General features: G+C 67.0%; 10 protein-coding genes. 5 read left to right on the plus strand and 5 right to left on the minus strand.

Features of this window, described 5'->3' with window-relative positions; genetic code table 11:
- Nucleotides 1-392: 392 nt before the first annotated feature.
- Genes G4D86_RS20565 through G4D86_RS20580 form a run of 4 tightly spaced genes read right to left on the minus strand, consistent with a single transcriptional unit; the run spans nucleotide 393 to nucleotide 4091 of the window.
- A complete protein-coding gene (locus G4D86_RS20565) occupies nucleotides 393-1151 on the minus strand; it encodes an iron ABC transporter ATP-binding protein (RefSeq protein ID WP_163995689.1) in 759 nt (252 codons plus the stop codon).
- Nucleotides 1148-2122, minus strand: coding sequence for an iron chelate uptake ABC transporter family permease subunit (locus G4D86_RS20570; protein WP_163995690.1), 975 nt, complete (start codon nucleotides 2120-2122; stop codon nucleotides 1148-1150). Before G4D86_RS20570 ends, G4D86_RS20565 begins: the two co-directional genes overlap by 4 nt.
- Nucleotides 2112-3071 carry an ABC transporter permease gene (locus G4D86_RS20575; RefSeq protein ID WP_163995691.1) on the minus strand — a complete coding sequence of 320 codons (960 nt, stop codon included), beginning with the start codon at nucleotides 3069-3071 and terminating at the stop codon, nucleotides 2112-2114. The genes G4D86_RS20570 and G4D86_RS20575 overlap by 11 nt, the downstream gene beginning before the upstream one ends.
- Before the next feature lie 15 nt (nucleotides 3072-3086).
- Entirely contained in the window at nucleotides 3087-4091 is a 1005-nt protein-coding gene (locus G4D86_RS20580; RefSeq protein WP_163995692.1) for a siderophore ABC transporter substrate-binding protein, read from the minus strand.
- Nucleotides 4092-4322: 231 nt separating this feature from the next.
- Here G4D86_RS20580 and G4D86_RS20585 point away from each other — a divergent pair, with 231 nt between their 5' ends.
- From G4D86_RS20585 to G4D86_RS20605, 5 genes are all read left to right on the plus strand, one after another.
- On the plus strand, nucleotides 4323-5801 hold the full coding sequence (locus G4D86_RS20585; RefSeq protein WP_163995693.1) for a PDZ domain-containing protein: 1479 nt from the start codon (nucleotides 4323-4325) through the stop codon (nucleotides 5799-5801).
- 276 nt (nucleotides 5802-6077) lie between these two features.
- On the plus strand, nucleotides 6078-8315 hold the full coding sequence (locus G4D86_RS20590) for a M4 family metallopeptidase (RefSeq protein WP_240360374.1): 2238 nt from the start codon (nucleotides 6078-6080) through the stop codon (nucleotides 8313-8315).
- Between the two features lie 364 nt (nucleotides 8316-8679).
- Nucleotides 8680-9009, plus strand: coding sequence for an MFS transporter (locus tag G4D86_RS20595; RefSeq protein WP_163995694.1), 330 nt, complete (start codon nucleotides 8680-8682; stop codon nucleotides 9007-9009).
- 826 nt (nucleotides 9010-9835) lie between these two features.
- A complete protein-coding gene (locus tag G4D86_RS20600) occupies nucleotides 9836-11287 on the plus strand; it encodes a gluzincin family metallopeptidase (protein WP_163995695.1) in 1452 nt (483 codons plus the stop codon).
- A gap of 2 nt (nucleotides 11288-11289) precedes the next feature.
- On the plus strand, nucleotides 11290-12678 hold the full coding sequence (locus tag G4D86_RS20605) for a ComEC/Rec2 family competence protein (protein WP_163995696.1): 1389 nt from the start codon (nucleotides 11290-11292) through the stop codon (nucleotides 12676-12678).
- On the opposite strand, the gene G4D86_RS20610 is transcribed toward G4D86_RS20605, so the two are convergent.
- Nucleotides 12650-12844, minus strand: coding sequence for a hypothetical protein (locus G4D86_RS20610; RefSeq protein ID WP_163995697.1), 195 nt, complete (start codon nucleotides 12842-12844; stop codon nucleotides 12650-12652). The two genes, G4D86_RS20605 and G4D86_RS20610, sit on opposite strands and share 29 nt — an antisense overlap.
- Nucleotides 12845-13230: the final 386 nt, after the last annotated feature.

Genomic DNA, 13230 nt, shown 5'->3' on the forward strand with positions numbered 1-13230 from the left:
CACTCCACTGTTCTCTTCGTCGTGGTCCGGTCGGGCGGACTACGTGGCACGCCTGTGCAAGAGACCCTCTCCCAGCACGGTCAGCTGCGTGAAGGACGTGAAGCCCTCGCTCGTCGTCATGTCGGACTGGAGCCGGCACGTCGAGAACCTGTGCAGCCGTGCTACCCCCAACACCGCCGAGTGTTTCCTTGGGGTGAGGAGCGCGTTGTCCATCCGGTCCGACTGGTTGGACACCGCCGTGGCGATGTGCCGGAAAGCGACGCCCGAGACACTCGGCTGCTTTCGTGAGGCATGGAAGCAGCGGTCGTTCGACAGAGACGCCGCGATCCGCGACTGCGGCGGCGGGAGGTAGCATCACGGCCCGGGAGTCAGCTCCCGTCGTCCGCGCGACGTCAGCGATAGTGCGTGGCAATCCAGTCGCCGTCGATGCGCTGGATGGAGATGTCCAGGTCATACACGGCCCGCAGGACCTCCGGCCGCATGATGTCCTCGGGGCGTCCCTGGAAGGTGACCTTGCCATCTCGCATCGCGATGAGGTGGTCCGAGTAGCAGGACGCGAAGTTCAGGTCGTGCAGCACCATGACGATGCTTTTCCTGAGCGTGTCGACCGCGGTGCGCAGCTGCTTCATCATCGCCACCGAGTGCTTCAGGTCCAGGCCATTGAGCGGCTCGTCCAGCAGGACGTAATCCGTGTCCTGGCAGAGCACCATGGCCACGAAGGCGCGCTGGCGCTGGCCGCCGGACAGCTCGTCCAGGAAGCGCTCGGCGAGCGCGTCCAGGCCCATGTGGTGGATGGCCCGCTCCACGTGCTCGCGGTCCTGCACCGTGGGCCGTCCCTTGGAGTGCGGGTAGCGGCCAAACGTCACCAGCTCCCGCACGGTGAGCCGCGACGTCAGGTGGTTGTCCTGCCGCAGGATGGCCAGCCTGCGGGCGAGCACGTCCCCCGGCGTGGTGCGGACATCCAGCCCATCCACCAGCACGGTGCCCGACGACATCGGCAGCACCCGGCTGACCATCGACAGCAGCGTCGACTTGCCCGCGCCGTTCGGCCCGATGATGGAGGTGATTCCCCCGACGGGCAGCCGCAGGGTGACGTCGTCGACGACGAGCGTATCGCCGTAGCGCTTCGTGACGTTCCTCGTCTCGATCATACCGGCGCCTTCCTCATGAGCATCGAGATGAACACCAGCCCGCCCACGAACTCGATGATGACTCGGGGGTTGGTGTTGAAAGCGAAGACCTGCTCCAGGATGAACTGCCCGGCGACCAGGCACACCCCGGCGACGAGCGCGGCGGCGGGCAGGACGAGCGCGTGACGGTACGTGCGCACCAGCGCATGCGCCAGGTTGGAGACCAGGAGACCGAAGAAGGTCACCGGCCCCACCAGCGCGCTGGACACCGAGACGAGGATGGCCACCAGCACCAGGATGATGGCCGCCGTGCGCTGGTGGTCCACGCCCAGGTTGATGGACATCTCCCGGCCCAGCACCAGGACATCGAAGGTCCTGAGCATCCGGAACCCCACGATGGACACGCCCAGTGTCAGCAGGAACGAGACGAGCAACAGCTCCTGGTCCGGGTTGTTGAAGCTCGCGAAGAACCGGTCCTGGAGGAAGATGAACTCGTTGGGGTCGATGAGGCGCTGGAGGAAGGACGCGAGGCTGCGGAAGAGCACGCCCAGCACCACGCCCGTCAGCAGCACCAGGTGCAGGCTGCGCCCTCCCCCACTGAAGAGCCCCCAGTACAGGACGGCCGAGAAGGCCACCATGATGAGGATTTCGACGCCGAACAGCAGCCGGGGATCCAGGCTCGCCGCCGTGCCGGAGCCCAGGAAGTAGAGCAGGCACGTCTGGATGAAGACGTAGAGGTTGTCGAACCCCAGGATGGCGGGCGTCAGCACGCGGTTGCCCGACACCGTCTGGAACAGCACCGTGGAGACGGCGATGGCGTAGCCCACCAACAGCGCCGTCGCCAGCTTCCGCCCCCGGAAGGGCAGGACGAAGTCCCACTGGCCGCTCGCGTTGAACAGCAGGAACAGCAGGGCGCAGGCAATCGTCGCGCAGCCGAGGATGAGCAGCGTGCGCTCGGGTCGCCGCGCCGCCGCGACGCGCTCAGCCGACACGGGCGTCCCTCCGCAAGAGGAAATAGAGGAAGAGCACACTGCCGACAACGCCGGCGATGGTCGCCCCCGGGATTTCGTAGGGGAAGCGCACCACGCGGCCGAGGATGTCACACAGCAGCACGAAGCCCGCGCCACCGACCGCCACCCACGGAATGGCCCGGCGCGCGTTGTCGCCCGTGAACAGGCTGACGAGGTTGGGGACCAGCAGCCCGAGGAAGGGCACCATTCCCACGGTGACGACCACCATGGCGGTGACCAGGGAGACGATGACCAGCCCGAGCGCCATGATGCGCGAGTAGTTCATGCCCAGGTTGGTGGTGAAGGCCTCCCCCATGCCCGCCACGGTGAAGCGGTCCGCCGCGATATAGGCGCAGCACGTCAGCCCCAGCGTCACCCAGAGCAGTTCGTAGCGCCCTCGCAGGACGTTGGAGAAGTCGCCCGTCTTCCAGGCGTTGACGGACTGAAGCAGGTCCATCCGGTAGGCGTAGAAGGTCGTGATGGAGTCGAAGACGCTGCCCAGCACCAGGCCCACCAGGGGGACGATGAGGACCGAGCGCAGCGGGATGCGGCGCAGGATGAGCAGGAACAAGGCTGTGCCCGCCAGGGCGAAGACCGCCGCCACGAGCATCTTCCCGAGCACGGGAAGCTGAGGGGCCAGGATGGTGGCGGCCAGGAGGCCCAGGCTCGCGGACTCCGCGGCCCCCGCCGTCGCCGGGTCCACGAAGCGGTTGCGCACGAGCATCTGCAGGATGAGCCCCGCCACGCCCAGGGAGGTGCCCACCAGCATGACGGCCAGCATCCGGGGAATCCGGCTGATGACCAGGACCTGGAGGGCCTGCTCGTCAGCGCTCGGAGAGAAGAGTGAGTGCCACGACACGTTGCTGACGCCGATGAGCAGACTGCCCAGCGCCAGCAGGACGATGACGATGAAGGCGACGAGGAGGCGCATCGATGCCCGGGCCGGTCAGGGGACCCGTGCGGAATAGGCTTCCGCCACCTGGTCTCGCAGGCGGCTCACCGCCTGGATGCCACCGCCGATGAGGTAGGCGTTCAGCGGTTCCAGGTAGACGACCTGCCCCTTCGTCCAGGCCGTCGTCTGGCGTACCAGCTCGTTGTCGAGCACCTGCTTCGCCCCGCCCTGCTGGCCCATGCTCGCGTCGCGGTCAATCACGAACAGCCAGTCCGGGTTCTTCTCCCGGATGAACTCCGAGCCGATGGCCTCGCCGTGCAGCGACGCGTTGAGCCCCTCGGCGGCCACGGGCACGCCGAAGTCCTCGTGGAGGACGCCGAAGCGGGAGCCCGGGCCATAGGCGCTGATGCGGCCGCCCGTGACGAGGACCACCAGGCCCTTGCCGCGGCTGGCCGTCGTCTCCTTCAGCTTCGCGAGGGACTGGCGCAGCCCGTCCACGAGCTCGCGAGCCTTCTCTTCCTTGCCGAAGATGTGCGCCAGCATCTGCGTGTTGGCAACCACGGTGTCGATGTAGTGCACCCCGCCCATGGGCACGTCCACCGTGGGGGCGATGCGCGCGAGGCTCGCGTACTTCGCGCTGGAGCGGCCGCCGGTGATGATGAGGTCCGGGCGCGCGGCGTGGAGGGCCTCGTAGTCGGGCTCGAAGAGCGTGCCCATGCGCGGGTACTTCGCGTCGGCGAACGGCGCCAGGTGCAGCGGGAACTGGTCCCCCGCGACGCCGACCACCTCCACGCCCAGCGCCTGGAGGATGTCCAGGGCCGCCAGGTCGAAGACGATGACGCGCTGGGGATTGAGTGGAACGACGGACGTCCCCTGCGCGTGCTTGATGGTGACGGTCGCCTGCTTCGCGGCGGCCTCGGGCGAGAGGGCCTCCGCCACCGACGCGGACTCCTTCGAGGAGGGCTGCTGAAGCTTCACGGCCACGCCGATGACGGCCACCACGGCGACGACACCGAGAATCGCGAAGAGGGGGAACGGACGCCTGCCTGATGTGCTCACGGTTTCATCCAGCCAGTGCTCGCGGAACGGACGCGAGAGGTTGCTCGACAGCGCGGCCCCACATAGCAGCCCGTGGGTGAACTCGCACTACTTGATTTTGCAAATCAATATCGCAATATAGGTGCGGCCCCCACTTCAGCTCGTATGGCGACGAGAAGGCCTCCCCCTGTCCCGCATTGAGCGTGTAGCGACCTGCACGCTACGCTGCGCGGACCCTGGGGGAACGGCTTGATGGATCCGCTGCTCGCGACACTGCTCTGCGCTTCACTGGCGCTCGCCTTCGCCTCCGTGTGGCAATCGGGGCCGCCAACCATCGGAGGCGCGGGGTTCGGACTGAAACAGGCGCCTGACGGACGCGTCCTCATCGACTCACTCGCGCCAGGAGGCCCCGCCGACCTCGCGGGCCTCCGCCCCGGTGACTGGCTCATCGCCGTCAATGGCCTCCCCGTCGCCAGCTTGAGTGGCACCCAGCTCGTGGATGCCATCCGCGGCCCCGTGGGCTCACAACTCCAGCTGGTCTACGCACGCGGGAATGCCCAGCCTGGCCAGGTCGTGGTGACTCGCGCGGCACTCGGCGTACCGCCCGGCGCGCAGCCCCTCCCGTTCCATCCGGCTCCGCCCCATGCGCCACCCTCGCCTGGAGCCGCGCCCCACCCCCTGCCCTTCCATCCCCCCGCGCCGATGCAGCCTTCCGCTCCGCCCCCTCCCAGCGCGCTGCGGCTCCTGCCCCGGACTCTCGAGGACCCCGCCGCCGGTGGCCGCACCGCCCTGCACTTCCTCGTCCCCGAGGGGTGGCAGGCCCAGGGCCACATCGCGTGGCTGCACGAGCTCAGCGTCCTGGCCAACCTGCGCCTGCGCCTGTCGGACCCTCGCACCGGCCTCACAGTCGAGTGGCTGCCGACCATGCACTTCGCGTACACGAACCAGCTCCCGGGCCTCGCGTACCCCGGTCAGAACTGGATGGGCGCCCTCTTCGCTCCGCCCGAGTCGGACCCCGCGCGCTTCGTCGAGGGCTTCTGGGCACCCCAGGCACTGCCACACCTGCGAGGCCGCCCGCCCGTCGCGCGTCAGGACTTCCCGCGCCTCGCGCAGCTCGCCACCGCGAAGGACCCGGGTTGGCAGGCCCAGACGGTGCGCCTGCGCTACACCTTCGACCCGCAAGGACAGCCGTGGGAGGAGGACGTCACCTTCACGCTCGCGTATGCGCCCATGGCGGGAGGCATGGCGATGTGGAACGTGCAGTCCGCCACCACCTGCCGCGCGCCCCGCGGCGAGCTGGACCGCAACGCCGCCCTCCTCGAGGCCGTGCTCCAGAACGCACACTTCACGCCAGAGTGGCTCGCCACCTACTCCATCGTCCGCCAGCTCTTCCGCCAGGGCCTCGCCCAGCAGATGGCGGACACCGCCGCCTTCGGCCGGGCCCTCCAGCAATACAATGCCCACATCCAGCAACTCGGCCAGCAACTGCACGAGGAGCGCATGCACTCCTTCGACCGCATCGCCGAGAGCCATCGCGAGTACCTCGCGGGCGTGGAGACCTACACCAATCCCTACACCCAGCAAGGCATGTACCTGCCCGCCGGCTACACCGAGCAGTGGATGAACGCCCGGGGCGAGGTCATCCTCTCCCCCTCCCCGGGCTTCAATCCCAACGTGGGCGATACCACCCACTGGCTCAAGCTGGAGCGCCGGAACCCGATGCGCTCCTGATGCGCTCCACCGTGCGCGACGCCTTTGCTCGACAGGCGTCATGCCGGCAGGGGCGTGAGGGGCTGCGCGGCCTCCCGGAGCACGGTGCGCCCACATCAACCTCTCGCGCCCGGTGGTCTGGACATGGGCAGATGCCTCACATTGTCAGACGACCGTTCCGCCAATCCTGCAATCAAACGCTCAGTCGAGACTAAACGGTAAAACCAGAAAAACTCTTGATCAATCCCTGGCGTTCATGGTGTGACCTGCCTCTCCCCGTCACAGAGAGGTCATTCCGTGAGCACATGGCTCGTGAAGACGTTCTGTGTAGCCTGGCTTGGCACCAGTCTGGCTGCGTGCAGTTCCCCCTCCGAGGAGGCCCCGCGCGACACGGGCCCCGCGAAGGCAGTCGGCGCGAAGTCGGCGCTGGCACGCGTCAAGGACGTCGAGGTGCTCGGCGTCCAGGATGACGTGCCCTATTTCGTCCGCGGCGACTTCGGGCGCGTGCCCGCGGAGTCCCTGGCGCGGGCGCGGGAATCCGGTGAGGACGTTCGCGCGGTGCTGACCGACCTCGCACCGATGTTCCGCCTCGACGGCAACGACCTGGTGTTCCGCAAGCAGTCCGTGGACGCGCAGGGCCACCGGCACCTGCGCTTCAATCAACTCCATCAGGGCCTGCCCGTCATCGGCGGTCAGTTGGTGGTGCACGTGGACCCGCAAGGCCAGGTGTACGCGGCCAACGGCTCGGCGCGCGGTGACGACACGCCGGTCTCCACGGACGCGAAGGTGTCAGCCGGGACCGCCACGAAGGTTGCGCTGAGCGGCTCGCGCGCGGAGCCGGCCCTCGTCGACGGCCCGGCGGAGCGGGTGTTCCTGCGCCCCGAGCACGACCAGGCGTTGCACCTGGCGTGGCAGGTCCGCGTGAAGGGCGAGCGCGACGGCATGCGGACGGATGACCTCATCTACGTGGATGCGAAGGACGGCGCGCTGCTCGCCGTGCACCCGCGCATCCACACGGCGCTCAACCGCCGGGTGTACTCGGCCAACAAGGGCACGACCCTCCCGGGCACGCTCCGGCGCAGCGAAGGCAGCGCCTCCACCGGCGACGACCACGTGGACCAGAACTACGACCAGCTCGGGTTCACCTACAACTGCTACAAGCTGCTCTTCGGCCGCGACTCCATCAACAACGCGGGCGCCACGCTCATCAGCACGGTGCACTACCGGGTCAACTATGTGAACGCCTACTGGGACGGTACCCAGATGGTGTACGGCGACGGTGATGGCGTGAACGCCAGCGCGCTGGCCAAGGACGGGGACGTCACGGTCCACGAGCTGACGCACGCCGTGACGGAATGGGAGTCGGACCTCATCTACTCGGGTGAGTCCGGTGCCCTCAACGAGGGCATCTCCGACATCTTCGCGGGCGTGTGCGAGAGCTGGTCACGCTCCTGGGCCATCGACGCGGATGTCTTCAAGGTGGGGGAGGACGTGTGGACGCCGGGTATCCCCGGGGACGCGCTGCGGTACATGGACGACCCGGCACTGGACGGCGACTCGCTCGACTACTACGGCGACTACTCCTCCGGCGTGGACGTGCACTACAGCTCCGGCATCGTCAACCTCGTCTTCTCCCTGCTCTCCAAGGGCGGCACGCACCCGCACTGGAAGACGAGCATCTACGTGGACCCCATCGGTCCCGAGAAGGCGGGCCGCATCTTCTACAAGGCCAACACGGACCTCTTCACGCCGAGCACCAACCTCGTGCAGGCCAAGACGGCCATGGAGCAGGCCGCGCAACAGCTCGGCTATGACGCGGCCACGGTACGGTCCGTGACCAATGCGTGGGCCGCCGTCGGCGTGCCCCTGGTCCCCATCAGCTCGTACGAGCACACGCCTCAGCACCAGACGCCGTCCACTCCCATCGCGGACGTACAGCTCGCCCAGATGCCTCTGTCGAACGTGTTCGTGGACCATCCGCCTTATGACGACGAGACGCAGCCCGACCCAAGTTTCCTGCCCGACCTGCCAATCCGCGTGAATGGAGTGCAGTACACGCCCGCGCAGATCCGCGCGCAGAACATCCACCTCGTGCACTACGTCCTCGATGCGACGTCGGCGCAGCTCAACGTGGTGCAGGGCTTCCGCACCTCGGCGGAGCTTCAGGCGTACCTGAGGTCCACCAACCAGTATCCCTCCGAGCAGCCGACGAGCCTGCAACAGGTCGTGTGCAACTCGCCCACGGTGTTCTTCGAGCACGCCAACTATGGTGGCAACCGCTTCACCGTGTATCCGGGCTGGGGCTATTCCTATGTCGGCGGCTACTGGAATGACCGCATCTCGTCCGTGTGGGGCACTCAGTGCGGAAGCTGGACGCTGCTCGGCGAGCACGCCAACTATGGTGGCCACTGGCTCTGGGTTGGCCGTGGTTGGGCGGTCCGCAGGCTGAGCGAATGGGGTTGGTACCCGTTCATCTGGCCGTTCAACTGGCACTCGTGGAACGACCGCGTCTCGTCCGTATTCGTCTACTGGTAGCGACGAGGTCACGGACACGCCGGGCCGGGAGGTGCCTTCCGCCCGGCGTGTCGCCGTCCGAGGTCAGACGAATCTTCGGCTGGTTGATCGCGGATATCCCTTGGATGAGAGGGGTCATTTGGATGAGCCGCTGCTCTCGTGTGACGAATCCGTGATAGGCGCCCATTGAATGTATTGATTGTGGCTGGATTCTGGTGGTTCAAGCTTGCATGGCGCTCGCGGTACGACAGCTGAAATGCTGAGACCGAGCAGGCCACAACCCCTGCATGTCTGTGACGATGCCTGCCGCGCATTCCGTTCCACGTGGCCGCTTTCCATCGAGAATGACAGATGAGTCCTAGGGGGCTCCCTTCTGGCGTGCGCAATGCATTGCTACCGCGCGGCGCGGCCCTCGCTCGGCCTGTGGCGGGACACGGCGGAGGGCCTCGGCTTTCTCTGGAGCCAGCCGCTGCTGGGGCCACTGGCGACGTGCGCGGGGCTCTTCAACCTGTTCGGCGGGATGATTCTCGGGGTGTACTTCCTCTACGTGACGCGGGAGCTCGTCCTGGCGCCGCGCCAAGTGGGAAGCATGGGAGCGGTGTTCGGACTGGGAGCGCTGGTGGGGCGCTGCTGGTGGGACGCCTCACCGCGCGCATGGGCGTGGGCCCCGCGCTGGTGGGCGCCCTGGCGCTGGGGGCGCTGGCGGACCTGCTGATTCCCGCCGCGGGACTCCACGAGGCCGCGGCCCTCCCGCTGCTGGGGCGGCGCAGGCGATCATCGGGCTGACCCATCCCCTGTTCCAGTCCAACGTCCTGGCGCTGTACCAGGCGCTCACGCCCGAGCACCTGCGCGGGCGCGTGGGAGCCGCGCTGCGATTTCTCGTGAACGCCCTGCTCCCGGTGGGCTCGCTGCTGGGGCGTGCTGGGAGAAGCCCTGGGGCTGCGGCAGTCCATCCTCCTGGCGGCGCTCGGCACCGGGATGTGCGCGCTCGGGCTGTTGCCGACACCCCTGCGCGGACTGCGAAGCCTCCCCGTGCCGGCGGGTGCTCCCCTGGCCACTCCGCGTGGGGAGGCCTGAGTGGCACCCGTCTGCGGCCTTCCTCGCCCCTCTGTACCTGCCCCCCTCAACAGCGCCCCAACCCCTCCTATGTTCTGCTCGGGCCTCCTTGTCTGGCCAGAGCTTGACTGTGTTTGAGCAGCAACGGCAAGCTGTGGCGTCGTTCACGATGAGGAGGGGTGATGCGGGGACGCCCTGTCGGCCGGATGCGGAAGCTGAGAATCGTTGCACAGGACCCCTCTGTCCGACTGAGGGGCAGAATCCTCACCGCCGAAGTGGATGTGCCAGCCGAGGAGCTGGGGCCCGGACCTCGCGGCTACCGCGTGCATGTCATTGACTACGATGCCTCCTCGCGTACGCTCTATGCGCCCCTGGACTACCAGGACCCTTCCAAGGACTGGACGAACGAGCCCGGAGGAGAAGTTCCAGACGACATCATCCTGAATGACCCAGGCTTTCATGCACAGAATGTGTATGCGCTCGTCATGCGGACACTGGCTCGCTTCGAGTTCGCGCTGGGCCGGCGGGTCAGCTGGGGGTTCAGAAGTTCCGGCCATCAAATAAAGGTCGCGCCGCACGCCTTCTCGGACGTCAACGCCTTCTACTCGCGCCGGGACGAGGCCCTCTTGTTCGGTCATTTCCCATCGAGAGATGGCAGCCGGACGGTCTTCACCTGCCTTTCACACGACATCGTCGTCCACGAAACCACGCATGCCTTGCTGGATGGGTTGCGCACCCGGTACATGGAGCCCTCGTCCCCGGACCAGGCCGCCTTTCACGAAGGCTTCGCGGATGTGGTGGCACTGCTGTCCGTGTTTTCCCTTCCCGAGGTCGTCCAGGCCCTGATGGACCTGAAGTTCGGAGACGGCGGCGAAGGGGGGACCGCAAGGCCGCTGTCGGCTCGCGACATCACGTTCGACGAGCTCCAGAAGTCCGTCCTCACCGGTCTTGGCAAGGAGTTCGGACGGGAGATGGACGCCATCGGGCGCAGTGCCCTCCGACACTCGGTGGGGCTCGCGCCGGACGCGAAGCTGCTGCAGACGCCGGCCTACCAAGAGCCGCACCGACGAGGAGAAGTCCTCGTCGCCGCCATCATGCGGGCCTTCATCAAGGTCTGGGCGGAACGACTGGAAGCGCTGGTGTTCGACACGAGCGCCAAGGTCGTGGACAGGGTCCGGGCCGCCGAGGAAGGGGCGCGGGCGGCGGACTATCTGCTCACGATGGTCATCCGTGCGCTCGACTACTGCCCGCCCGTCCATCTGGTGTTCGGCGCGTACCTGAGCGCCATGCTGACCGCCGACTACGAAATCCGACCCACGGACACCTATCGTTTCCGACACCACCTCCTGGACTCGTTTAAGAAGTTCGGCATCCTTCCCACCACCCGTGGGGGAGCGCAGGGCCGGTGGGCGCCCCCGAAGCTGCGCTTCAACTACGAGCGGAGCCGGTTCGAGTCGATGCAGCGAGACCCTGACGAGGTCTTCCGGTTCGTCTGGGAGAACCGACGTGCGCTGGGCCTGGCCGACGAGGGCTATACCCGCATCCTCTCCGTTCGGCCCTGCATCCGGGTGGCCCCCGAGGATGGCTTCCCACTGCGGGAGACAGTGGTGGAGGTGCTGCAGCAGGTCACCCTCCCCGCGGGAGAGCTGGGCTCCTATGAAATCGAGGCCCCGGTGGGCATGCAAGTAGACCAGCCCGTCATGCTCATAGGGGGCGCGACGGTCATCTTCGGCGAGTACGGACAGGTCAAATACGTCATCGGTGACAGGGTTCTGGACGCCCCCCGAGAGGAGGTCCAGAAGAAACAGTCGGAGCGACTGAAGTCACTCTGGGAACGCGGGCACTTCCAGCGGGACACCCGGGATGTCCACCGGTTCGCTTCCATCCACCGACTACGCGGGCTGGATGCCATGACGGTCGCCCAGGAGGAATGGTGAACATGGACAAGCCCGTGTCTGTCCGGCTCTGGTCGTACCGCGTGGGGTTCGGCGATTGCTTCCTCCTCCGGTTCGCGTATCGCCGGTTCAACCGTCACGTCCTCATCGACTTTGGCACCACCAAGGCCGACGCCCGGGGGGGCAACCAGATGAAGGAAATCGCGGAGCACATCGCGAGGACCTGCAACGGGAAGCTCGACGCCATCGTCGCCACCCACCGGCACCGTGACCACATCTCCGGCTTCGCGGGGCGTAGCTGGAAGATCATCCGTGACCTCTCCCCAGGGCTCGTCGTCCTGCCGTGGACCGAGCACCCGGACGCGGCCATAAATGCCCGCGAGGCTCCGGACGACGCTCATGAGGGGTTCGACCTCTCCTCACGGAGACATGTCCGCTCGCTCTTCCGGATGCAGGAGGTAGCACGCGCTGTCTGCGAGGCGCTCCGCGCGGAGCCTCCCGATGACGGGCTGGATGCGGTGGGCGGGCCGGGGGAAGGTGATTCCAGGACCGAGCGTGACTGGCCCGGTACCGGGCCGCGAAGGAGCGAACTGCCCGCGACAGGCAGGTTCTTCAGCCCCGCTTTGAGGAAGCAGCTCCAGTTCATGGGAGAAGACAACCTCGCGAACGCCGAGGCGGTGAAGAACCTGCTATCCCTACCGTGCGAGTTCGTCCAGTTCGGCTCCAAGGCCCAGCAGCTCACGAAGCTGCTGCCCGGCGTCAAGGTGCACGTCCTGGGGCCGCCGACGCTTGTCCAGAACCAGGAGATTTCGCGGCAGCGCCCAAAAGACCCGGATGAGTTCTGGCATCTCGTGCAGCTCGCCACAGAGCGCCCGGCGGGAGCCGCGAAGACGCTGTTCCCCGGGGCGAGGGTCCTCTCGCATGAAGCGCAGCCACCCGAGACGAGGTGGTTCATCAAGCGCCTGAACGCCGAGCGGGGATACCAGCTGCTCGAGCTCGTGCGGTCTCTCGACAAGGTGTTGAACAACACGAGCGTCATCCTGCTGTTCGAGGCCTGCGACAAGAAGCTCCTGTTCCCGGGGGATGCGCAAATCGAGAACTGGCGTTATGCGCTCTGCCAGAAGCGCATAAAGAAGCTTCTCGCGGATGTGGACGTCTACAAGGTGGGCCACCATGGCAGTCTGAACGCGACGCCCAAGACGCTCTGGAACGGCTTCATCCGGAAGGGAAGCGGCAAGAAGCCGCGGCGTCTCAAGACGTTCATGTCCACCCTCGAGAACCTGCATGGAGAATCGGTCCGCGAGACGGAAGTCCCAAGGCAGAAGCTCGTTCATGCCCTGAGGACGCAAAGCGACTTGTTCTCGACGCAGAGCTTGAGGCGCAAGGAGGACTTCGTGAAGGAGTTCAGGCTGGCCGCCCTGAAGTCGAGGTGAGCGACTCCGCCCCGGAGGGTTCGGCCCACTGGTCCCGCCGCATCGGCTGCTCCGGCAGGAAGAACGTCACCAGCAGCGCCAGCAGCGCGATGAAGATGGCGACACGGTACACCGCCGACACGCCACGCGTGAAGAACTCCTTCACCGTCAGGTGCGCGCGGTCCACGGCCTCCAGCGCGCGCTGCTCCTCCGTGCGTAGCCGTGCCTGCGCCTCCGCGCGGCGAGCCTGCTCCTGACACGTCGGCCAGCCCCTCCAACCTCCGCTGCCACCAACGCTGCCGGCAGCGGTACTCCGTACGCTCGGCAACCCCAGGGTGCGCGCAATACCGTGGCGCTCTGCCCCTGGACGTTCCGCAAGACGATGGTGGCACGCAGCGCCATCTCTGCCCGCTTCTCCTGCTGGAGGGCCCGCTGGACGTGCTTGCGCTCGGAGCATGTCAGCGTGACACACCGACGTTTGTGACGCCCTCCGCCGCGCCTTCTTGCCCCTACGGGCGAGCAGCGATACTTCCCCTGACAGGACTTATCTCGGATAGCCTACCGCAACCAGGG

This window comes from Pyxidicoccus caerfyrddinensis (genome assembly GCF_010894405.1).
Lineage (GTDB): Bacteria > Myxococcota > Myxococcia > Myxococcales > Myxococcaceae > Myxococcus > Myxococcus caerfyrddinensis.

Bases quoted from the DNA above. Each gene is read 5' to 3' on its own strand.
- G4D86_RS20600 (WP_163995695.1), top strand. From the start codon at position 9,836: ATGCGGACACTGGCTCGCTTCGAGTTCGCGCTGGGCCGGCGGGTCAGC.
- G4D86_RS20595 (WP_163995694.1), top strand. From the start codon at position 8,680: ATGCATTGCTACCGCGCGGCGCGGCCCTCGCTCGGCCTGTGGCGGGAC.
- G4D86_RS20605 (WP_163995696.1), top strand. From the start codon at position 11,290: ATGGACAAGCCCGTGTCTGTCCGGCTCTGGTCGTACCGCGTGGGGTTC.
- G4D86_RS20565 (WP_163995689.1), bottom strand. From the start codon at position 1,151: ATGATCGAGACGAGGAACGTCACGAAGCGCTACGGCGATACGCTCGTC.
- G4D86_RS20585 (WP_163995693.1), top strand. From the start codon at position 4,323: ATGGATCCGCTGCTCGCGACACTGCTCTGCGCTTCACTGGCGCTCGCC.
- G4D86_RS20575 (WP_163995691.1), bottom strand. From the start codon at position 3,071: ATGCGCCTCCTCGTCGCCTTCATCGTCATCGTCCTGCTGGCGCTGGGC.